Origin of the sequence: Rhodococcus sp. 21391, assembly GCF_016772255.1 — a bacterium.
Lineage (GTDB): Bacteria > Actinomycetota > Actinomycetes > Mycobacteriales > Mycobacteriaceae > Rhodococcus_F > Rhodococcus_F opacus.
The window spans coordinates 952,285-967,455 of record NZ_CP063782.1 but is presented as its reverse complement, the minus strand read 5'-3'; the positions used below and the strand labels follow the sequence as shown (position 1 = coordinate 967,455).

General features: G+C 65.5%; 12 protein-coding genes, 3 pseudogenes and 1 other annotated feature. Of the genes and pseudogenes, 7 read left to right on the top strand and 8 right to left on the bottom strand.

The window, feature by feature from the left end; all coding sequences use genetic code 11:
• Positions 1–6: 6 nt before the first annotated feature.
• Entirely contained in the window at positions 7–1,401 is a 1,395-nt protein-coding gene (locus tag GO592_RS39310) for an IS30 family transposase (protein ID WP_043827253.1), read from the bottom strand.
• 48 nt (positions 1,402–1,449) lie between these two features.
• Between GO592_RS39310 and GO592_RS39305 the strand changes: the two are divergent.
• Positions 1,450–1,626, top strand: a pseudogene (locus GO592_RS39305) (IS3 family transposase); the annotation flags it as partial.
• Here the strand turns inward: GO592_RS39305 and GO592_RS39300 are convergent.
• Positions 1,599–2,008: pseudogene (locus GO592_RS39300) on the bottom strand (transposase); the annotation flags it as partial. The pseudogenes GO592_RS39305 and GO592_RS39300 sit on opposite strands and share 28 nt — an antisense overlap.
• Positions 1,616–1,724 (bottom strand) — a sequence feature (AL1L pseudoknot). (Overlaps the previous pseudogene by 109 nt.)
• Before the next feature lie 52 nt (positions 2,009–2,060).
• Between GO592_RS39300 and GO592_RS39295 the strand changes: the two are divergent.
• Together GO592_RS39295 and GO592_RS39290 are read left to right on the top strand one after the other, a co-directional pair.
• Positions 2,061–2,606: pseudogene (locus GO592_RS39295) on the top strand (MFS transporter); the annotation flags it as partial.
• Between the two features lie 160 nt (positions 2,607–2,766).
• Complete coding sequence (locus GO592_RS39290) at positions 2,767–3,252, top strand: hypothetical protein (RefSeq protein WP_007297330.1); 486 nt, start codon at positions 2,767–2,769, stop codon at positions 3,250–3,252.
• Positions 3,253–3,741: 489 nt separating this feature from the next.
• On the opposite strand, the gene GO592_RS39285 is transcribed toward GO592_RS39290, so the two are convergent.
• From GO592_RS39285 to GO592_RS39260, 6 genes are all read right to left on the bottom strand, one after another.
• On the bottom strand, positions 3,742–4,713 hold the full coding sequence (locus GO592_RS39285) for a hypothetical protein (RefSeq protein ID WP_236581346.1): 972 nt from the start codon (positions 4,711–4,713) through the stop codon (positions 3,742–3,744).
• An 825-nt stretch (positions 4,714–5,538) separates the two neighbouring features.
• Positions 5,539–6,018: a hypothetical protein gene (locus GO592_RS39280; RefSeq protein WP_007297333.1), complete on the bottom strand. Its 480-nt coding sequence runs from the start codon at positions 6,016–6,018 to the stop codon at positions 5,539–5,541.
• Between the two features lie 406 nt (positions 6,019–6,424).
• Positions 6,425–6,631 carry a hypothetical protein gene (locus tag GO592_RS39275; RefSeq protein ID WP_157234226.1) on the bottom strand — a complete coding sequence of 69 codons (207 nt, stop codon included), beginning with the start codon at positions 6,629–6,631 and terminating at the stop codon, positions 6,425–6,427.
• A 438-nt stretch (positions 6,632–7,069) separates the two neighbouring features.
• On the bottom strand, positions 7,070–9,016 hold the full coding sequence (locus GO592_RS39270; protein ID WP_007297334.1) for a serine/threonine-protein kinase: 1,947 nt from the start codon (positions 9,014–9,016) through the stop codon (positions 7,070–7,072).
• Positions 9,017–9,025: 9 nt separating this feature from the next.
• Complete coding sequence (locus GO592_RS39265) at positions 9,026–9,901, bottom strand: hypothetical protein (protein WP_236581350.1); 876 nt, start codon at positions 9,899–9,901, stop codon at positions 9,026–9,028.
• Complete coding sequence (locus GO592_RS39260; RefSeq protein ID WP_007297336.1) at positions 9,898–10,278, bottom strand: hypothetical protein; 381 nt, start codon at positions 10,276–10,278, stop codon at positions 9,898–9,900. The genes GO592_RS39265 and GO592_RS39260 overlap by 4 nt, the downstream gene beginning before the upstream one ends.
• Positions 10,279–11,785: 1,507 nt before the next feature.
• Here GO592_RS39260 and GO592_RS39255 point away from each other — a divergent pair.
• From GO592_RS39255 to GO592_RS46120, 4 genes are all read left to right on the top strand, one after another.
• Entirely contained in the window at positions 11,786–12,406 is a 621-nt protein-coding gene (locus tag GO592_RS39255) for an FHA domain-containing protein (protein ID WP_039951235.1), read from the top strand.
• A gap of 351 nt (positions 12,407–12,757) precedes the next feature.
• Complete coding sequence (locus tag GO592_RS39250; protein ID WP_007297339.1) at positions 12,758–13,279, top strand: hypothetical protein; 522 nt, start codon at positions 12,758–12,760, stop codon at positions 13,277–13,279.
• 130 nt (positions 13,280–13,409) lie between these two features.
• A complete protein-coding gene (locus GO592_RS39245) occupies positions 13,410–13,682 on the top strand; it encodes a hypothetical protein (RefSeq protein WP_007297340.1) in 273 nt (90 codons plus the stop codon).
• A 970-nt stretch (positions 13,683–14,652) separates the two neighbouring features.
• The gene (locus GO592_RS46120; protein ID WP_272943273.1) at positions 14,653–15,015 is read left to right on the top strand and encodes an isochorismatase family protein; all 363 of its coding nucleotides are present in this window, start codon (positions 14,653–14,655) and stop codon (positions 15,013–15,015) included.
• The last annotated feature ends 156 nt before the right edge of the window (positions 15,016–15,171 follow it).

The window sequence follows — 15,171 nt, the reverse complement described above, 5'->3', positions numbered from 1 at the left end:
GCGGATTCAACCGGTCGTCGCAACACCGTGCCGTGAGGACGAGTGTACCTGTTCGGCAAACACTTCCGCTGGAGTTCTCCAACCGTGCACTTTTCGGGGGCGGTTGTTGAGCGCATCGGCGACCGCCTGAAGCTCACGGAACTTGTATCGGGACAGATCAGTTCCCTTCGGAAAATATTGTCGCAGCAGCCCATTGGTGTTCTCATTCGTTCCGCGCTGCCATGGACTGTACGGATCACAGAAGTAGACACGGATACCCGTAGATGCCGTCAGCTCGGCATGACGCGCGAGTTCCTTTCCGCGATCCCACGTCACGGATCTGCGTAGATGCTCGGGCAGCGGTGACAGCGTCGCGGCCAGAGCATCACGAACGGACTCCGAACCATATCCGGACAGCGCCGGCCCGTTCTTCACCATCGCCGCTGTTCCATAGCCCTTCAGTCGCGGCAGGTGTAGTAGAGTCGTGTATCTGCTGGTGCGCTCGACGAGCGTGCCGATCGCGGACCGGGTCAGACCGATGATGAGGTCGCCCTCCCAATGCCCCGGCGTCTTCCGGCTCTCGACCTCCTCCGGACGGGCGCTGATGGTCACCTCCTCGGTGATAAATCCGGTGCGCTGCTTCCGTGCTCGCGCACGAGGCTTTCGCAGCGCCCGGCCGGTGCGCAAGCACGCGACGAGCTCCCGCTCCAGGCCGCCGCGACCCTCGATGTAGAGCGATTGGTAGATCGCCTCAGGTGAAATGCGCATCGTCGGGTCCTCCGGATAGTCGATCGGTAGGCGATTCGAGATCTGCTCCGGACTCCACGCCGTCGCCCACCGACGATCACCGCGCCGAGGCTTGTTTCGGCCAATCCAAGCGGCATCCGGACCGGACACCACGGTTCCATCGTCGGCACGAATCACACCAGACAGTTTGTCCTGCACATATTCTCGTAGCCGATCGTGTTCGGCGAGCTTCGCTGGTTTTGGGCGCCTCGCGGCGAGGTCGGCCTTCCACTGTGCGGTCGACGCTCGGTATGTGAGCTTGCCATTGCGGGTGGCGGCGTTCCGCCGCAACTCCCGCGAGATCGTCGACGGTGACCGTCCGATCCGGTCAGCGATGTCGCGCATACTCATACCCTTGGCTCGCAGCAGCGCGATATCCTCACGCTCGGTGAACGACAGGTACCTCCCCGAGACCGGGGTCAACTCGATCGGTGGCATCCCACCAGCCTGGCGGAACCACCGTGTCCCCACCGGCCCCGACACGCCGCATGTGGTCGCTGCGTCGTCGCTCGTGAGACCCTCGGCGATCCGCGTCCAGAATGCCCGCTCTAGATCTCGGCGTATCGGAGGCCGTCCCGGTGACCGCATCACCGCACGCCCCGTCAACGCTGCTGCCCACCCGGGTGGTCGTCCCATTCCCACACCTCCGTTATCGAGGTGTTGCTTCCACCGGTTGAGCCTGGTCAGTACACGTCGCTGGCCTTCACCGAGGCGTTGATCGCTTCGGGGATCGCCGGGTCGATCGGCAGCGTCGGGGACGCCCTCGACAACGGATTGATGGAATCGACGATCGGTCTCTACAAAACCGAGCTGATCGATCGTGACGTGTCGTGGAGCGGGCGGGCCGAGGTGGAGCGGGAAGTACAGATCGGGTCGACCCCGAAACGGGAGCGGTGAACGTCTATGTAGTCGACGATCACCGCAGTCGGCGGTCGACCTCCGCCGCCGCGAAAAACGCGCTCGCGGTCTTCAAAATCTCGTTAGCTTTGCGCAATTCGGTTACTTCTCGGCGAAGTCTGGCGACCTCGGCCGACACGTCAGGTGCCGAAGACGATGCGCCGGGGGCCTGGCGGCTCTCCTCCCGCTCGATCCAGTTCCGCAGCGTCGCCGGCGCGATGTCGAGCAGCTCGCCGACATGGCGCCGGGCTGCGACCTTCGAGCCTCCGTGCTCGTCGATCCGGTCCCGATACATCCGGACGGCGCGATCCTGGGTCTCGGCGTCGTACTTCTTCGGTGCAGGCATACCAGCATTCTCCTTGTTAGATCAGGAGTCTCCACCTCGTCCAGGACGGTTCAACCTCAACTTCGGGCTCGCCTGGGGCCTGTTCCCGCTGCTGTTCGCCACCGCCGACCTGGGCGCCGGCCAGATCGGGCTGCTGTTCGCCCTCTACCCCGGCGTGTGGGGCGCCGGCCAGTTGGTCACCGGCGCCCTGTCCGACCGCATCGGCCGCAAACACCTGATCACCGCCGGCATGGCCCTGCAAGCTGCCGCCCTCGCCCTGATCGCCGCCTCAGACGCCTTCCTCGGGTGGGCCGCAGGCACTGTGCTGCTCGGAGCCGGCACCGCCATGGTCTACCCCACCCTGCTCGCCGTGATCGGCGACGTCGCGCACCCGGCCTGGCGCGGCCGCGCCGTCGGGATCTACCGGGTCTGGCGCGACAGCGGCTACGCCGTCGGCGCCATCGCCGGCGGCATCGTCGCCGACCTGATGGGCATGCACGCCGCCGTCTGGGCGGCCGCCGCCGTCAGCGGCGCCTGCGCCCTCGCCGTCGCCGCCCGCATGTACGAAACCCACCCCAAACCCATCCGCACCAGCACGCAGCGTGCGCCGAAGCGTTGATCGCCTCACCCGGAAAATGCGCCTCGGGTCAGCCCCCGAGTGCCGTCCGCGCTAGTTCGGCTGTGCCGGTGATGCTTCCAGACGCTGCTGGAGGGTAGCCAGATTGCTCGGCATCTCCTTACGGGCCTGTGGGCGCGGCCGCGGCTGGGACCACGCCCGTGTGGAGGACCTGGAGGACGGGGAAGACTGGCGGCTGCGCGGGCGGGGCAACGTTCGGCGGATCGGCGGGGCGAAGTGGGTTCGGGAACTGGCGGCGCTGCGCATGCTCTACGAATGGGCCGCTGCCCGGGGGCATGTGGCGGCCATTCCGGTGCGGTTGCGGGCGGTGCGCACGCGCGACGGGGCGCCGGTGCAGGTTGCGGAGTTGGCACCCACGGATGCGCGTTCGTCGAACGTGAAGTGGTTGATCCCCAGGGCTTTCCGGCTGTGTCGGGACGTCGGTTTGCGCGGGTACGGCGCGGACGGCCACCCGGATGGCTCGGGGCGGGGCCGCAACGACGGGCGGGACGCGGCGTTCGCGGAGGTGTTGTTCGCCAGCGGGTTGCGGCGTCGTGAGGCCGGCACGCTGCTCACGGTGGAGCTGCGGACACGTCAACTCCCGATCACGGTTCGAACGGCCGATTCCGGCCGTCTCTTGGCGGCGTAGTAGGTGCTCGGCGCGATCGCGGCATCGGTATCTTTCAATGTGTCGCAGATCGGCTGGACGCCGTGTTCACCTTTGAACTGGTCGATGAACTCGACCTTCACCTGTGGTGGCGGTCCATTGACGCGAAGAAGGCCGAAGCCTGCGTGAGGGTCGAGTTCGCTCGGCGTAGCACTGTGACTTCGCGTTCGAGTTCGGCGAGTCGGGATGCATCGTCACTCGTGGTCCCCGGACGCAGGCCCTCGTCGATCTCGGCGCGTTTGACCCACGTCCGCATCGGGGTGAACCCCGAGTTGGTCAGCGACGCGCTTGTAGGCGCCGGCCAGTGGTCTCGGGGTCTTTGCGAGCGTCGATAGCCATCCGGGTGGCGCGTTCGCGCAGCTCGTCGCGGTACTTCCGTGTGCGACCATGTGGATCATCCTCCCGGGTCTTGGATGTCTCCATCAAACAGGGCGGAGCACTTTTGTGTCCGGTCCGCATGCTGGGCGGGAGTCACAGGGTAATGGTGGTGGTGGCGTCCACCGCGTACTCGGGTTGGTTCGACATCGCCTTCATGGTGAGGTTGAACGTGTAGATTCCCGTTGCCGGCTCGTCGATCACGAAGACCAGCCACTGATGGTCGACCGGGCTGGTATCGCTGATCGAACTAGTGGCCCAGGGGCTGCGGGAGTCGGCTTTTACGGACTTGCCGTTCGGGGAGGTGAGGGTGAAATTGGCGATAGTGACGCCGTAGCCGAACCGGGCGCATTCTTCGGTGCAGGTCAGGGACACTTCGGTCCACAGCTCGTACTTGTTCTGTTCTCCGGCCTGGTAGCTCGGCCAGAGGAACGCCTTGCTCAGCTCGATCCGAACTTTGTCGCTGAATGTTTGTCCCACCGGAATGCCCCGCGGCTTCAGGCTTTCGACATCTGCGTCGGCGGCGAAGGGGAGCCGGGTCGTGTTGCTGTCCGGCTCGCCGTAGACCAGCACCAACGAGTCCAGGATCTCCTCGAGGTCGGCGGATTCGTCCGTGCTCGTCAGCGAAGCCGTCGCGGTTCCCGTTCCTTTCCCGAATCCCGCTATGTTCGGGTTGTCAAAGGTGGCCTCCACCACCTCTCCCCCGTCCACCTCGAGGTAGCCCGTGTCGGGCGCGGTGTTCTTCACGCCGACCAGGTTTTCGTAGGACAGCGCGAGGTCCACCGTCGTCCCACCGCCCTCGGGTGTCGCCGTCACGTCGTCGACGGTGATCTTGAACCCGCCGTACCAGCCCGTTTTGTCGACTGCGCGCTCGACGGCATGACCGGATGCGGCGTCCGTCGTCGCTGCCCTGGTCACGCCGACGCTCTTGGTCGTCGTGGGTGCCTCCGGGCTCGTGGTGGCGGAGGGGCTGTCCAGCACGGCCGTACCCGCATCCTCGCGCCCGCATCCAGTCACCGCCAGAATGCCTACTGCGATCGCAGATGCAATCTTCCATGACAGTGTCACGATCTTTCCTTTCCGAGAGGGAGGTGCCGGCGGAACAGTTGCCAACCGGCATCTATCGACTTGCTGACTTGTGGGGAATCCCCCGTAAGGTCCTGGAAATCCTGAAATGTGTTGCCTCAAACGAGATCCGTTTCGACGGGCTGCGACCGGCGACCGTCGAATCGACACACAAGAAGCATCACCCGATAGATATGGGTGCCGTCACTCGAGCCGAAGGCATCGTTTCCACAGCCGTCAGGGATTCCGCGCCGATCAACGCGTATAACCCTCGCCCGAACAGGAACGGGGTCTTCGAAAGTCTGGTGGAACAGGTCCAGCTCGGCGCGGTCACTGTCACATACGGGCAATCGAATTCCCTGTTGATATCGCCGAGACGGCAGCCCGGAACCAACTACGGTGGGGCATGTGCCTGCTGAGCCCGCCGGTATCCTGAGCGATCCCGTTGCCGGTCCCGCGCCGAGACGCGCACTCCACCCAACAGTCTGGAAACCGATCGCGTACCGGGTACAGCGCCTTCGCGCCACCGGTTTCGGAGACGCCGCGAGAAAAGGACGGAGCGAGTCCCATTGATGCGCTGCCGGTGCGGGGGTGAGAGCTCGGCACCGAGGTAATGCTCTCCCGGGCACCACGGCCGGGCGGCTCCTCCGGCGATGCCTTTACCCGCTCCCTCCCGCTGCGGCACCCTCCCCCACAGACAAAACGCCCAATTCATGTCAGTCCCACCGCCGCCGTGGACGTGGTGATGCGGACGAGGACCAGATGGTTGCTGCTGCGAGGCCTGCCAGGATCCGCCGTGCCACCTGCGGGAATTGTTCCCGGACCGGATCAGGCTCGCAGCTGAGCAACCTCCAGTTCCAGCTCGACGAGCCGGCGGTGCAGCGCCTGGATACTGGCCATGCACACACCGTTGGCGTCGACCATGTTGATCCGGCGGTCCGTGGAGCCGAGCCCGAAGGCGGCCGCGAAATCCTGGGCCATCGGGCCCATGTGCCGAACCGAGTGGTGGTCGAACCCGTAGGTCCAGATGCTCACCGGCAGTGCGACGACGCGTTCGAGCACCTCGTTGACGCCGACCGGTTCGGGCCGGGTACTGCTCACCCCGCGTCGCCGGGTCAGTGCGGAATACAGCCACATCACCGGGTGCCGGGAACGGCCGGCCAAGCGGGCACTCAGACGCCCCCTGCCGGTGTCGATCCACCGGCCGGGGGCCTCTGGAAGCGCTGCGACGCTGGGTTCCCGATGTGATTGGCCCTGTGTGCGCTGAGCACGTGCGTTGTTGTCCATGATGTCGGAGACCTGAGTCACAGCCTGCTCACACTCAATCAGTGAGCGGCGTGACGTCGTGCTTGATGGTTGCGTCGCTGGGAATGCCCAGCAGCCAGAAGATGTACGAGACGATCCATGGCATGATGATTCTCCTTGATAGTTGTTCCGCTAACCCCTGATTGGGGATCCGGGTTCGGTTGGACACCTATAACTTTGAGGCACCACCGCACCGAAATCCATCATCATCAGGGGGGAAAACACTCACCCTTCGGTGAGCACCGATCTTCTCGACGGTATGATTTCCGGTCGATCACTCGATCAGTCTCGTAGACAACGTATTCCCGTCGACCACAACGTCGGAAGGGGGTGATTGCACGTCTTCGACGTCATGCTTGGCATCCGCAGGACCAACCGGAGGGTGCTTCCGCGATATGCGTCTCCGGTGTCACAGAGCCAGGTGGCTCGCGGGCGTGGACGTCGTCCGGCGCCGCTTGCTGCCGGACTTCGGTGAGCAGGAACGCCACACTTCGTGCACCGCCACCTCGTCGTCGGTCAGCGGGCGGCCGGGTTCGATCGCCGACCGTACCGGTGCGGACGCACCGCTCGCCGTCGGTGCGCGCGGGTGTGGGACCACGACGCCGTAAGTCCGCACCGATGCCGCTGCCGCCTCGATTACCTCCGGAAGTACCGCACTGCAACCGGGCCGACGCCCCGACACGTTATTGCCGACCGCTTCACCGTCTGGGCCACGTTCACTGGGCAGGCGACCGCCGGCCCGACCGGCACCTATCCGACCGCGATCTCCCCACCCGCAGAGCCGCCAACAGGCTCGAATCGCCGCGGTTCGCGAACAATGTGACAGCGCCTGAGAAGTGCATTTTCGCTCGCAATTCTCCTACGCGGTTACACATTTCATCGTCTGTACCGGCTCGGTTGCGCCAGCATGGCACGGTACCCGCAGCAGAGCGCCAGACGAACCGTGACGGCGACAGCGTCTCCACCTCGCGCAACGCGCCGTAGACATCGGACGGGGTGGCGCCGCCGACGTTCGCTCTCCCCGACCAGCTGCTCTGCGGTTGAGCAGCACCACTCACCTATCTGTTCGTCGGGCGGCCCGCCGATAGCGGCGCCGGCGGCCCACACGCGACGCGCCGATAGCTGCGGCAAGCCCCGCTGCCGCCGCGAGCGACACCGTCACCACCAACGTGGTGACGGTGGGCTGGCGACCCAGCAGAACCCAGACGGCGCCGACGACGGAGACAGCCAGGGCGGCCGCGCTCACCGGCACACCGATCGTTCCGGAGATGCGGCGTCGACCGCGCCGCAGCGACCGCAGGAAGGACTCCAGGTAGGCAATCGAAAACAGGAACACGGCGGCGACGCCGACGGCGACCGCGGTCGTCGTGGCAGGCTGCGTGGTATCGACCGGGAACCGCCAGGTGTCGGTGACCTGACCGGCTTGCATCAGCGAGAGCTCACCGGTGAACTCGCCGGCCGCAACGTATCCTCCGCCGAGCGGGGGCAAGGTCGCCACCGCGCCGTCAGGGGCCGGAAGAAGCGGCGCGCTCTGCGTCTTCACCTCCCGATCCAGCACACCGAGCGTCACGAATGCAGTGTCCGCGGGCACGGGCCCGGCTATGGCCACCGTCAACGGCTCGGTCAGATCGACGACGGGTTCTGCCACCGCCGGATCGATTCCCGCGATGCTCACCCTTCCCGGTGGCGGTGTCTGACCGTCGACCGGTGCGCCCAGGCCGAGGAGGGCAACGCCGATCGCGGCGACGGCGAGGCCGGCAGCGATGAGCAGCGGTACCCGCGCCGGCGGGATCTCCACCACCGTCCGCACCGGCACCAGGTCGGTGTCGGACACGTCGGCGAGACGCACTCCCGCGGTGTGCACGGTGATCGACGGACGAACGACGGGTGGCGGGGGTTCGGTGGCGCGAGGCTCTCCGGACTCGGTGCGCGGCGGTCGTTGCGTCGCCGTCGGTTCGGTCGTCGGTGGTGGTGTTGCGAACGGTTCCGACTCTTGGGCCGACGATTTCGCCAGTGGTCGTGTCACCGGCAGGGAGGGATGCTCCCCCTGCCCTCCCTCGGTGAGCGTGGGCGACGGCGCAATTCCGATGCCCGCCGCCGTGACGATGGTGTCGGCGCCCATCACCGGTATTCCCTCCGCGGCCAGCCACCCCGGGCCCCATCGGCCGGTGGAGGCCCCGGCCAGCGCGATCCCGAAGTCCTCTGCCGTGGGATACCGATCGGCCGGATCGGTGGCGAGCCCCCGCATCACCACCTCGGCGATCGGGTCCGGAACCATCGGCGCAACATCGAGCAGCTGTATCGGCGAGTCGAATGCGTGCTGGAACAACTGCGCCATCGCATCCCCCGCCTCCGGGAACGGCAGCGCGCCGGCCAGGAGCTCGTAGAGCATCGTCGACAGCGCATAGACGTCGGTCGCCGGTGAGAGTTCTCGGCCGCGGGCCTGCTCGGGTGCAATGTAGGACGGTGTGCCGAGAACATCGCCGGCGCGCGTCGCCAGCGTCTCGTCGCCCCCGACCACCTTGGCGATACCGAAATCCGTCACCTTGACCGCCCCCGACGCGGCGAACATCAGGTTCTCGGGCTTCACATCACGGTGCAGAATCCCCCGATCGTGCGCGGCCTTGAGGCCCGCGGCGCAGGCGAGCGCGACGGCGACCGCGGAATGCGCATTGAAGCCGACACGGGTGAACGTGCTCCACACCGTTCCGCCGGGGAGCAGCTCCATGACCAGCAGACAGAGGCCGTCGTGCTCGACAAAGTCATAGACAGGGACCACATGCGGGTGGTCGAGAGAGGCCAGCAACCTGCCCTCGGCGGTAAACCGACGGCGAACATTGGGATCGGCGGCGAACGAGGGTGGTAGCTGTTTGATCGCAACCGGACGCCCGAGCGCCCGATGTTTGCCGGACAGCACCACACCCCATCCGCCCCGGCCGAGTTCCCCGCCGATCTCGTAGGCGGGAAGCGACTCACTGACCAAGTCGGTGTCGGTGCTCATCAGAGTGCCTCAGCGCTCGTCGTGGTCGGTGAGGGTTCGCCGGGTGACCGGAACTGTCCGCTGGGTGGCGGGTGGCTGCGCCGACTGCGAGTCGTCTCTCACGTCATCGGGCAGATACTCCTCGTCCAGGATGTCCTCGTCGTCGTCCTCGTCGTCCTCCGCGGGTGTCGGTGTGAGGTAGCCCAGGATGAAGAACCCGACCGCGAATGCCGCAGCAACCGTGATCCACCGTTCCGTGGTCGGCACCCAGACCCGCGCGACCGACAGGGTGAAGACGAGCACCAATCCGAGTCCGATGCCCGGCGTCAACAGGCGCAGCCCGCGCCGCCACCGGTTCAGCGGTAGCCGTCCCCTCCCGATCGCGAGCGCGACATCGACGATCGCCAACACGGTCAAAATCGCCAAGGCCAGGCCGAACAGGCCGTAGACAGATACAACGGAGCCTCGCACATCGGTGACCGTCGGCAGATCCGCGATGGTCGCGCCGCTGTCGTCGATCACGGCCACATTGCCGTTGATCAGGCCGGTGGCCTGACCGTCCAACCCCGTCAGGTCGAGCACATAGGTGACGGTCTCCGTCGCCCCGGTCTCCACCGTAAGCGCCACCGAGGTGTGATACGCGAAGAAACTCAGTCCGAGGACATTCCCGGAGAGGTGTATCGCACCGACGTTGAGGGGATCGGTCGAGTCGTTGGTGATCGTGACGCTCACGTCCGCAGAACCCTGCGGGTCGAGACGAACGGGGTGTTCTTGATCGGCTGTCGCGATGTCCTGACCGTTGATCGTCGCGGACATCAGCACAGGTTGCGCCGCGGCCGCGGGTGCTGCGGAAAGTCCCAGGGAGCCGAGCACCACGGCCAGCATCGCAATCCATCGGAGTCTCATCTGTCCTCCTCGGTTGTGGAGGGTACGGGCAGCAGACGCCGCCGGTAGATCAGCAGACCCATCAGCAGAAAGAACACGATGATCACCAGTGTCGAGGTGGACCCACTGGCCTGGCTCACGAGTACCACGTCGAACGCCGCAGTGAGTACTGGTCCGCAGTCGGCCTCCACCTGGTAGCGACCGACGCTGGCCGGCCCCGCCGCGAGCGGGGCCTCAAACGCCCCGGCACCGTCCGCCACGACCTGCCCCGCCGATTCACCGCCCACCGACATCCCGACAAGCGACCCGGACGGGCAACCCTGGCCCATCGCCGTCAACTCGCCACCCGGCTCGACAACCGGGCTGCTGAGCTGCAGTCCCTGCTCAGGCTCCTCCACCGGGGCGGATGGAGGAGCGTCACCGTTCGCCGGGAGCGGCAGCGACGCCGGCGGCGCCGGGAGCAACGGCGGGTCCGGTGCCGGCGACCCGGGCGTTGTTCCAACCTCTCCAGGTCCACCGTCCTCGGGTGGTGTTCCTCCGCCAATCTGCGGTGGCGGGCACAGCTCCGGCACCTCCGGACACGACGGCTCCGGCTCAATGATCGGCGGCGGGCACAGCTCCGGCACCTCCGGACACGACGGCTCCGGCTCAATGATCGGCGGCGGGCACAGCTCCGGCACCTCCGGACACGACGGCTCCGGCTCAATGATCGGCGGCGGGCACAGCTCCGGCACCTCCGGACACGACGGCTCCGGCTCAATGATCGGCGGCGGGCACAGCTCCGGCACCTCCGGACACGACGGCAGCGGTTCCGGCTGGTAGTCGGGCTGGCAGGGCATGAGGTCGGGATTGCAGTCCGGGATGAGTGACTCGGGGTTGGGCGCAGAGTAGGGTTCGCCAGGTCCAGGTGCGGGCCCGATCGACGGGTCGGGTACCGGCCAGACGGGTTGTTCGGCGAGCGCGGGCATCGAAGAGGAAGCGACTATTCGACCTTCTGCCTGTGGTGGCGCAACCGTTGATGCGAGGCCGAGGGTACCAACCCCGATGATCAGAATCATCAGGCTGAACGCTGCAGAAATCGCCCGGCGTAACCGGGTCGGTCGGGGCATCCTGCGCCACCTCAGCTCGACGCCGTGTCCGTCCAGCTTCCTCCCCCCAAGGTGGAGGAGCAAGAGCGCGCACGGTCGTCGTCCCTCGATCACGTCGACCGCCGCCTCGAGGTCGGAATGCGTCGCAGCGATGACCCTTTGTTCCGGTGTGCATCGACCATGGTTGCGGTACCGGTCATTTCGTGACTCCGATGCCTGTCACACCGAAGGTCGGGATGGCGAGCGGGGTTGCCGAACCGGCCGCGTCGCGGTGCGAGATGCCGCTGAGGAGGCGCAGACCGTCATTACAAGTAATGGGTGTAACTTTCGCGAAGCGAACAGGTTGGACTGCCGCGGAGGTGCGAGAAGCCTGAAGCGAATCGATCCGATACGAGTCGCCGAGCGATTGCGACGAGCCCCGTTTCCGGAGCCGCGAGAAGGGGCGCGTTCGCACCGAAGTCCACGAGGACTCGGACGATCCGCATCGAGACCACCTTTGCGAGGCACCCAAGGTCGCTTCTTGCGAAGATGCCCTGCTCTCACCATTCACCGTACTGGGGCCGGAGTCCATCAGCGTCGCGGTCTGCGCTGTCCTTGGTTCGACGGTCAGGGTTGTGAACATCGCAGACCTCCTCTCGATCACGGCATGCGGAGCCTGCGCAGGTGGTGTTCGAAGTAACCCTTATGGTAGGAGCCGGCAGGGGGTCCGCTCTTCCTCACTAGGGTGGGAAATCCTCACACCGACTTCGACACTTCAGCTTCGATTGCGGTCAGAAGTACAATTGGACCGTCGAAGGGTGGGCCCTCGGGAGTGGTCATGGAGCTACCAATTGAACCTCGTCTGTCGTATCCCGGCGAGGACGGCGGCGCGCGAGAATTCGTTCTATCCGTCGATTCACCGAAGGTGACAGTCGGCCGATCCCGCGAAGCCGACATCGCCCTCGCGTGGGATCGAGATGTTTCACGCCTGCATGCCACCGTCGAATGGGGTGGGACACACTGGACTATCGTCGATGATGGTTTGTCGCGCAACGGGACTTTCATTAACGGTGAGCGCATGACGGGACGGAAGCGCCTACGATCCGGTGACCACATCCGAATCGGTTCCTCGACAATACTGTTCCGCAGTGACGGTAGGGCCAGCGGTGAGCTGACCGCGGTCGCCGATGCCATGCCGACGCGGGAGTCGCTGACGAAGACGCAGCGAGAGATCCTCATCGCGCTCTGTGCTCCGCGCAAGCACAACGCCGGATTCGCGGCTCCCGCCACCAATCAGCAGATCGCTGATCGGATGTATCTCAGTGTCGAGACGGTCAAAACGCACATGCGGGCCCTGTTCGCCAAGTTCGGGATCGAAGACGTCCCACAGAACCAAAAGCGTGCCCGCCTGGTCGAACGGGCCATGCAGAGTGGAATCGTCACAGAACGAGACCTCTGACGAACAACGCGGACCGAAAGTCACGACCTCCGAGACAGACAGCCCCGCGAATCGGTGTGAATGAAAGCGAACCGCGACGCCGCCGATCTGCCACTCCTATGCTGGGCGCGGTGACTCGCTTTCGCGCTCGCTGATACCGCGGGGGGCATCTCGGACGAGACGCTCATGTTCGGGGTGAGGTGTTTCCCCCCTGATGATGATGGACCTTCTTCCCCGAGTGGCTCACAGTTGTAGTTGTTCACAGCACGGGAATTCGAAATCGAACGATATTCCGGCCCACAGTCGGATCCGCATTCTGGTCGAGTCCGGTGTGCACAGCTGAACCGACGCACCCACACAAGGAGATTCACATTGTCGAACACCATGAAGCGCGCCATCACGGCTATCGCGATCGCAACGTTCGCCCTGTCCGCCGGCGCGGGAATTGCTTCCGCCGAGACAAACCCCGGAGGCGCGGGCGGAACGTCCCAGGCCGGCTCGGCCGAAGCCAACGGCACCGGCGGCACCGCGAACAACAGTGGAGCAGTCACCAGCGGCAGCGCAAACGGCGGCACCACCGGGGCAGGCGGTAATGGCGCCCCGTCTGTGGCGATCGGCGGCCCCACCATCGGCCTGACCAACAATGGCAGCAACAACGGCAACAGCAGCGCCGGAAACGGCGGCGACAGCGGCAATGCCAACGGTGGCATCAGCGGCGACGCCACAAACACTGTCACCGGCGGCAACGGTACCGGCGGTCCAGCGAACGGCGGCAATGCCGGCCCCGCCAACGGCGGACAAGGCGGATCGACCACGGACAGCCACAACACCACCAACGAGAGTGACTCCAACAGCGTCGACGTGGGCCTCTGCATCCCCTTGGTTACCTGCTAACCGCATCAAGGCAGCACTGCAGCCCCTCGGCGAAACCGGTCAGAGGGCCGGATCCCTGCTTCAGTCGACAGGGATCCGGCCCTCACAGATCGTACCGAGTCTCGTAAACCCCCACCCGATTGGAGAATTCATGTCGAACACCACGAAACGCACCATCACCGCGATCGCCATGGCCGCCTTCGCACTGACTTCCGGAGCAGGACTTGCTACTGCCGAAACCAGCAGCGGCAACGCACACAACGGCACCGAAGGCGGGCACACCGTTGCATCGTCCCCCACCGTCCATGTGCCCGGCGTCTCCTTGCCAGGAGTATCCGTAGACGGCATCAGTGCCGGCCCCGGCGGGGTCGCGATCGACGGCCCCACCGTTGAACTCCCCACCGAACTATCGCCTTTCCAGTAGGCGTTCGGCGGCGGGTGCACCGGATAGTCCGGCCAGCACCTCAGCAATCCGAAGTTGCTCGGCCAGGCTGTGACACCACGTCGTACGCGCGCAGCAATCGCTCGCGTTCAGCCCCGGTTTCCTGCCCATGCTCGAGCAACGTCCCATGAAGCGGGCCCTGCCGCACCAGAACCCAGGCCGGCTCTCGATTCGGTCGAAGAGACACCGACTCGACGGTGCATTCACGCGTCGTACCGTCCGGATTACCCACTTGTGAATCACTGCAGGGACACGGTCTGCCGCCATGTTTGTCTCTGGTGGACGGTTCGTGCGCAGGAGCGCCACTGCTTGCTCGGCTATCGGATGCCGTCGACGCGGCGACGGATGCCGCGGCGATACGAGCCGCGCGGACTACCGAGGGCATCGGATCGACGGGTAAACACCCCTGCTCACCGGCCTGGTTGCGGGGCGAGAACAACAGCCCAGTTTGTCACTCGAACCGGTGGTCCAGCCACCTATCTGGATTCTCGCTTGCCGTGCATATCCCATACCTCAACTCCCGCACGCGGCGGACTCAGTCCGCGTAACCAGCGGTGACGGGATCACCTCGTTCGACATGCGCATGGGACCACCCGAGGGTGTCACTCGAGCATCGATCTCGCACTCTGAATGGCCCCAAACCGCCACGCGTGGCGGAATATAGACGACATTTGGGCCTTGCCGCTGCGAGCAGCGCATACAACACTCCGCTCTGTTGTTGGACCGATCGCCAGTGCTTCCACCGACCAGAAGACTCCATTACTGCCAGGCGAACCCCGCCATTTGGCCTCCGACAGCCGCGCCCTGTTGACTCAGGGGCCCCGGGCTCACCAGTGCGCCAACGGACACCGCTGTCGTGCCGGCTCTTGCTCCGGGGCCGATGGACGCCGTGCTCACGAAGTGAGCGATACGGTGCGTTCGTCAAGACCGATCTACGCGAGCGGATGCAGCGGTGGGACGCAGCCAGTTGATCATCACCGATATCTATGCCCACATCTGCTGCCGTGCAACAGCAATGGATGCGTTCATGCCCGGCATCCAGCCGCTGCTGGTGTTCGATGCCGTTGCCGACTTCAGCGAGGCAAACCATGTCGCGGCGCTGACCTCTACCGCTGCCCGTTGTGGTGCAGTACATTCCACCGCGCGGATCATTCGGATGATCGACCGCAGCCACCCGGCTTCGACCAATCCCCCAGGAAGGCGGCGTAGACACCGAACACCCTCATGCAACGTTTTGCCCGGGGCAAGTCTCGGGTCTTGCTGGTTTGGCAGAAACATCACCCTGGGCGCCGACGCCATCGCGGATGCCAGCTGATGTGAGCCTATTCGCGCCATAATGCTGGTGGTGGTCCGCTCGCACTCCCGGACGACGACCACGGCGGTGCCGCCCGATCCACCTGCCACAGCGAAGGACCTCGACGAGCAGTGCCTCAGTGTCAGGCGGACAGAAACCCCACGATCGGTGTTCGGG